This window comes from Microbacterium sp. C448, assembly GCF_000582705.2.
Taxonomy (GTDB): domain Bacteria; phylum Actinomycetota; class Actinomycetes; order Actinomycetales; family Microbacteriaceae; genus Microbacterium; species Microbacterium lacus_A.
The window spans coordinates 1-6,582 of record NZ_HG779689.1 but is presented as its reverse complement, the minus strand read 5'-3'; the positions used below and the strand labels follow the sequence as shown (position 1 = coordinate 6,582).

Below are 6,582 nucleotides of genomic sequence, written 5' to 3'. Positions count from 1 at the left end.
GCTGCTGAACGCCCGCCGCATCCGCAAGATGACGTCGTCGTACGTGGGTGAGAACAAGGAGTTCGAACGGCAGTTTCTCTCCGGTGAGCTCGAGCTCGAACTCACCCCGCAGGGCACTCTTGCCGAAAAGCTCCGCGCGGGCGGCTCGGGCGTCGCGGCGTTCTACACGCAGACGGGCGTCGGCACCCAGGTTGCCGAAGGTGGGCTGCCGCGACGTTACGACGGATCGGGCGGCGTTTCGGTCGCGTCGCCGCCGAAAGATGTCCGCGTCTTCGACGTGGCGGGCGAACCGCGCGAACACGTCCTCGAAGAGGCGATCGTGACGGACTTCGCTCTCGTCCACGCCCTCCGCGGCGACCGGCACGGCAACCTGATCTTCAACAAGGCGGCCCGCAACTTCAACCCGCTCGCGGCGATGGCGGGTCGCGTCTGCATCGCCCAGGTGGAAGAACTCGTCGAGCCCGGCGAACTCGACCCCGACCAGGTGCATCTGCCCGGGGTGTACGTGCACCGCATCGTCGAGGTCGGCACCGACATCGAAAAGCGCATCGAGCGTCGCACGGTGCGCGCCGGTTCGGAAGGGAACTGACATGGCCCTCGATCGCCTGCAGATGGCCGCGCGTGCCGCCGCCGAGCTGACGGATGGCTCGTACGTCAACCTCGGGATCGGCCTGCCGACCCTCATCCCCAACTACGTGCCGGATGGCGTCACCGTCGTGCTGCAGTCCGAGAACGGAATCCTCGGCGTCGGACCCTACCCGGTTGACGCAGATGTCGACCCCGACCTGATCAACGCCGGCAAAGAGACGGTGACCACGCTCCCTGGCTCGTCGTTCTTCGACTCCGCGACGAGCTTCGGCATGATCCGGGGCGGCAAGATCGACGTCGCCGTGCTCGGTGCGATGCAGGTCTCGAGCACCGGCGACCTGGCCAACTGGATGATTCCCGGCAAGATGGTCAAGGGACCGGGCGGTGCGATGGACTTGGTGCATGGTGCGGCGAAGGTCATCGTGCTGATGGAGCACGTGGCGAAGGACGGTTCGGCGAAGATCGTCGACGTGTGCTCGCTGCCCCTCACCGGGCGCGGCGTGGTCGACCGCATCATCACCGACCTGGCCGTGATCGATGTGACCCCCGACGGCCTCGTACTGGTGGAGGTGGCGCCCGGCGTGACGGTGGCCGAGGTGATCGCGGCGACCGAGCCACCCCTGACGGTTTCGCCCGCACTGAAGGAGCACGCATGAGCGAGGCAGCGCACGAAGAGCAGCCCCACGACATCGTTATCGTCGCGGCCGCCCGCACCCCCCAGGGGCGGTTGAAGGGCCAGCTCGCGTCGTTCACGGCGCCGCAGCTCGGCGGCTTCGCCATCCGTGGGGCGCTCGACAATGCCGGCATTGCGCCGGACGCCGTCGACGCCGTCGTGCTCGGACAGGTGCTTCCCGCCGGGTCGGGCCAGAACCCCGCACGCCAGGCCGCTCTCGCGGCGGGCATCGGGTGGGATGTGCCCGCGTCATCCGTCAACAAAGTCTGTCTGTCGGGTCTCACGGCGATCATCGACGCCGCGCGCATGATCCGCGTCGGCGACGCGGAGGTCGTGGTTGCCGGGGGCATGGAATCGATGACCCGCGCACCCCACCTGCTGATGGGTTCGCGTGACGGCTGGCAGTACGGCAGCGTCGAGGTGCTCGACCACATGGCCCTCGACGGACTGACCGACGCGTACGACAACGAGAGCATGGGTGCGTCGACCGAGCGCCACAACGAGCGGTTCGAGGTGACGCGCGAGCAGCAGGATGCCGCGTCCGCGCGGTCGCATCAGCGCGCGGCGGCCGCGACCGAGGCGGGCGTCTTCGTCGACGAGATCGTGCCGGTCGAGGTGCCGCAGCGGCGGGGGGACCCTGTGCTCGTGACGGCGGATGAAGGCATCCGTCCCGACACGACCGTCGAGACGCTCGGGCGGCTGCGACCCGCGTTCGCCGCGGGCGGGTCGATCACGGCCGGCAATTCGTCCCAGATTTCGGATGGCGCGGCCGCTGTTGTGCTCACGCACCGCGTTCACGCCGAGGCAAAGGGTTGGCCCGTGCTCGCCGTCGTCGGTGCGAGCGGCCAGGTCGCCGGGCCCGACAATTCTCTGCACGCGCAGCCCGCCCGGGCAATCGCGAAGGCGCTCGAGAAACAGGGACTGACCGCGGCCGACCTCGACATCGTCGAGATCAACGAGGCATTCGGTGCGGTCGTTGTGCGCTCGCAGGCCGAGCTGGGCCTCGGCGACGACGTCGTCAACGTCCACGGCGGCGGCATCGCGGTCGGTCACCCGATCGGCGCATCCGGCGCACGGCTCGTCGTGCACGCGGTGCATGAGCTCGGCCGGCGGGGGAGCGGCACCGCGGCTGTGGCGCTGTGCGGTGGTGGGGGCCAGGGCGAGGCGCTCATCCTCACGCGCTGAGCGGAGCGTCGGAAGCGCGGTGCGCGAGATCGCCCGTTGTTGCCGAGAGCGCCGGTTGGTGGCGCGCGACAAGAGGCGATCTCGGCGGTAGGCGGCGGGCTCGGTGGCACGAGAGGCGGGTGGGTAGTGTGCCGATGTGAGCAACGCAGGCACCGGCCCCGACATCCACCCCCTCCGCCCCTCCGACCACGACGAGTGGCTCGCCCTGTGGCAGGCGTACATCGCCTTCTACAAGGCATCCGTTCCCGATGACATCACCGAACTGACGTTCGAGCGCATCACGAGCGCGAATGTCGAGATTCACGGCGCGATCGCGCGGGATCAAACGGGTCGGGCAGTCGGTATCGTGCACTGGCTGACGCACCCGGCCACGTGGTCGCGCGTGCCGTACGTCTACCTCGAGGACCTGTACGTCGAGTCGGGGGTTCGCGGCGGCGGGATGGGGCGCGCCCTGATCGGTCATGTGGAGCAGTGGGCGCGCGGGCACGGTGCCGCCAAGGTGTACTGGCTCACCCACGACACGAACGCGACAGCGCGCGGGCTGTATGACCTTGTCGCAACACACACGGGCTTCGTCCACTACGAGATTCCGCTCGCCTGAGCCGGATGCGGGGCTGACTAATTGCGGATGCGCTTCTTCAGCAGCTTCGCCTCGTCGCCGTGCACGGGGGAATCGTCGGCTATCAAGTGGCCGCGGGATGCGCGCCGCTTGTCGACGATCGCGCCGATTGCGAGCGCTGCCGTGATTCCCCAACTGAGCCACGCCAGCGCCTCGCGCCAGGTGAACTCGCTGTCACGCGCACCGCGCAGCAGCGTGATGCCGCCGGTGACCGCAGAGATGAGGCCTGTGCCGAAGAGGTACTTGCGCATGTCCCCAACGCTACCGAAGGTCGGTGCGCCGCGCTCACGGTTGACATTTCGCCGCCGGTGCCCGCCGCATCCGTTCGCCCGTCTTCCCTCTGTGTCGCCCGTGCGCCGCGCCCTCCTGCCCCGAAACACCCCCATTGTCGCGAAACACCCGGGGTCGAGGGGTGTCTCGACGCACATTGGGTGTTTCGCCGAAGTAGGCGGGCGCAGGTGCGGGAAGGATGCTGGGGCCCGGTGCACATGGAGAGACGGATGCCTCGGGCCGGGCATCGTCGACGCGCCAGATACCCTGGAGGAAGCACGCATGCCCGTCCCGATGCTCGTGAGAGGCCCCCGTGACGACCGATCTGCCCGATCGCGCCGACTTCGTCGTCGTCGCCAATCGACTGCCCGTCGACCGCGCCGAGGACGGTGAATGGCGGCGCTCGCCGGGAGGACTCGTGACGGCCCTCGAGCCGATGATGCGCCGTGCCGACGGTGCGTGGGTGGGATGGCCGGGTCAAGCCGACCTCGAGCTGGAACCCTTCGAATTCGAGGGCACGCACCTCGTGCCCATCGTGCTCAGTGCCGAGGACGTCGAGTTGTACTACGAGGGTTTCTCGAACGACACGATCTGGCCGCTCTATCACGACGTGATCGCGGCGCCGCGCTACAGCCGGCTGTGGTGGGAGGCCTACGTCCGCGTCAACAAACGCTTCGCCGAGGCCACCGCCGCCGTGTCCGCTGAGGGCGCGACGGTCTGGGTGCAGGATTACCAGCTGCAGCTCGTGCCCAAAATGCTGCGCGAGCTGCGCCCCGACCTGACGATCGGCTACTTCCATCACATCCCGTTCCCGGCATACGGGCTGTACTCGCAGCTGCCGTGGCGCAAACAGGTGCTCGAGGGTCTGCTCGGAGCGGATGTCATCGGGTTCCAGCGCGTCGCGGATGCCGGAAACTTCGCCCGCGCCGTGCGGCGCCAGCTTCGCTACGACACCAAGGCTTCGGGGATCTCGGTGCCCGTCGGTGACGGCCGCACCCGAATCGCCCTCGCGAAGGCCTTCCCGATCTCGATCGACGCCGAGTCCTACGCCGAGCTCGCGCGCTCGCCCGAGGTGCAGGCGCGGGCGATCGAGATCCGCGAGGGCCTCGGCAATCCGCGGAAGATCCTGCTGGGTGTCGATCGCCTGGACTACACGAAGGGCATCCGGCACCGGATGAAGGCGTTCGGCGAGCTTCTCACCGACGGCAAGCTCGACACGTCCGACGTGACGCTCGTGCAGGTCGCGAGCCCGAGCCGCGAGCGCGTCGTGGCGTACGCCCAATTGCGCGACGAGATCGAGCTGACGGTCGGGCGCATCAACGGCACGTTCGACACGATGGGCCACACGGCCATCCGTTATCTCCACCACGGCTATCCCCGTGAAGAGATGGTCGCGCTGTTCCTCGCCGCCGACGTCATGCTCGTCACGGCGCTTCGCGACGGAATGAACCTCGTCGCCAAGGAATATGTCGCCTCGCGCATCGACAATCGCGGCGTGCTCGTGCTGAGCGAGTTCGCCGGCGCGGCCGACGAGCTCGGCAGCGCCCTGCTCATCAACCCGCACGACATCGAGGGGCTCAAGGAGTCGATCATGCGCGCCGTCGAGATGCCCGGAGCGGAACAGGGACGCCGCATGCGTTCGCTCCGCCGCCGGGTGTTCGAGCACGATGTCGAGGCCTGGTCGCAGAGCTTCGTTGCGGCTCTCGATGCCGCGCGTCGTCGCGACCGGGGCCCGGCTCCGAGAGAGGTGGCACCCGCATGAGCATGGACTCAAGCGAGATGACGACCGACCTGACGGCAGCGCTCGAGCCGCTCGCCGCAACACCCGTGCTGCTCGTCGCGCTGGACTTCGATGGCACACTCGCGCCCCTCATCGACGAACCGATGGCCGCTCGTGCACTGCCCGCGTCGAAAGAGGCGATTGCGAGCTTGGCGGCACTGCCCGACACGGTCGTCGCCTTCGTCTCGGGACGGATGCTGGCGGATCTGCGCGTCATCGGCGAGCACCGAGACGACTCACCGATCTATCTCGCCGGATCGCACGGCGCCGAATTCTGGTACCCCACGGGCGCCGCGGCAAACCACGTTCACGGGGGCGACACCGACACCGACGACGTGGATGCCGATGCCCTCCGTGCCGACGCCGACCTGATCGTCGCCGACATCGAGGGGGCGTGGATTGAGCACAAGGCCCTCGGTTTTGCGCTGCATTCCCGCATGAGCACCGCCGAGGACGCCGCGCGGGCGACGCGCGAGATCGACGCGCTCGTGGTCGAGCGCGCCCCGGGCTGGCGTCGGCGCACAGGCCAGGACATCCTCGAGTTCTCATCGAGCCACGCCGGCAAGGATGTCGCGATAGCCGCGCTGCGCGAAGAGACCGGCGCGACGGCCGTGTTCTTCGCCGGCGACGACGTGACGGACGAGGACGCGATCGCTCACCTGAGCGACGGCGACCTGGGCGTGCGCGTCGGGCCGGGGGAGTCATCCGCTCGTTTGCGTGTTGCAGATGCCCAAGAACTCGCCGGAGTGTTGTCGACCCTCGCGCGGATGCGGGCAGCGCGGCGGGAATAGACTCGGGGGATGGCTCCGTACGACCCGTCTGACAGTTCCCCCGTCGATATCAAGCCCCGCTCGCGGGTCGTCACCGACGGCATCGAAGCGACCACCTCACGCGGAATGCTCCGCGGTGTCGGGATGGGCGACGCCGATTGGGAGAAGCCCCAGATCGGCATTGCGTCGAGCTGGAACGAGATCACGCCCTGCAACCTGAGCCTGGATCGACTCGCACAGGGCGCCAAGGAAGGGGTCCACGCGGGCGGGGGCTACCCACTGCAGTTCGGCACCATCTCGGTCTCGGACGGCATCTCGATGGGCCACGAGGGCATGCACTTCTCGCTCGTGTCGCGCGAGGTCATCGCCGACTCGGTCGAGACGGTCATGATGGCCGAGCGCCTCGACGGCAGCGTGCTGCTGGCGGGCTGCGACAAGTCGATCCCCGGGATGCTGATGGCCAGCGCCCGTCTCGACCTCTCGAGCGTGTTCCTCTACGCCGGTTCCATCGCACCGGGCTGGGTCAAGCTCAGCGACGGCACCGAGAAGGACATCACGATCATCGACTCGTTCGAGGCGGTCGGCGCGCGTCTCGCGGGCAAGATGAGCGACGAAGATCTCCACCGCATCGAGTGCGCCTTCGCTCCCGGTGAGGGCGCCTGCGGCGGGATGTACACGGCGAACACCATGGCTTCTG

8 protein-coding genes are annotated in these 6,582 nt (G+C 68.5%); 7 read left to right on the top strand and 1 reads right to left on the bottom strand.

What is annotated here, in order from left to right:
- The 4 genes from MIC448_RS09140 to MIC448_RS09125 all read left to right on the top strand — a co-directional run.
- Positions 1 to 589: CoA transferase subunit A (locus tag MIC448_RS09140; RefSeq protein WP_036298576.1), on the top strand; the 589-nt coding region annotated here is incomplete at its 5' end.
- Between the two features lies 1 nt (position 590).
- The gene (locus MIC448_RS09135; protein ID WP_036298574.1) at positions 591 to 1,244 is read left to right on the top strand and encodes a 3-oxoacid CoA-transferase subunit B; all 654 of its coding nucleotides are present in this window, start codon (positions 591 to 593) and stop codon (positions 1,242 to 1,244) included.
- Positions 1,241 to 2,446 (top strand): acetyl-CoA C-acetyltransferase, encoded by a 1,206-nt coding sequence (locus MIC448_RS09130; protein ID WP_036298571.1) that lies wholly within the window; start codon positions 1,241 to 1,243, stop codon positions 2,444 to 2,446. Before MIC448_RS09135 ends, MIC448_RS09130 begins: the two co-directional genes overlap by 4 nt.
- Positions 2,447 to 2,582: 136 nt before the next feature.
- A complete protein-coding gene (locus tag MIC448_RS09125; protein WP_081766308.1) occupies positions 2,583 to 3,047 on the top strand; it encodes a GNAT family N-acetyltransferase in 465 nt (154 codons plus the stop codon).
- A 17-nt stretch (positions 3,048 to 3,064) separates the two neighbouring features.
- Here MIC448_RS09125 and MIC448_RS09120 read toward each other — a convergent pair whose 3' ends face one another.
- Complete coding sequence (locus MIC448_RS09120) at positions 3,065 to 3,316, bottom strand: hypothetical protein (protein ID WP_036298564.1); 252 nt, start codon at positions 3,314 to 3,316, stop codon at positions 3,065 to 3,067.
- Positions 3,317 to 3,648: 332 nt separating this feature from the next.
- Here MIC448_RS09120 and MIC448_RS09115 point away from each other — a divergent pair, with 332 nt between their 5' ends.
- From MIC448_RS09115 to MIC448_RS09105, 3 genes are all read left to right on the top strand, one after another.
- Entirely contained in the window at positions 3,649 to 5,097 is a 1,449-nt protein-coding gene (locus MIC448_RS09115) for a trehalose-6-phosphate synthase (protein ID WP_051513491.1), read from the top strand.
- Complete coding sequence (gene otsB, locus MIC448_RS09110; RefSeq protein WP_243419940.1) at positions 5,094 to 5,906, top strand: trehalose-phosphatase; 813 nt, start codon at positions 5,094 to 5,096, stop codon at positions 5,904 to 5,906. Before MIC448_RS09115 ends, otsB begins: the two co-directional genes overlap by 4 nt.
- Before the next feature lie 9 nt (positions 5,907 to 5,915).
- Positions 5,916 to 6,582 (top strand): dihydroxy-acid dehydratase (locus MIC448_RS09105; protein WP_036298561.1); only part of this gene is annotated, 667 nt, incomplete at its 3' end.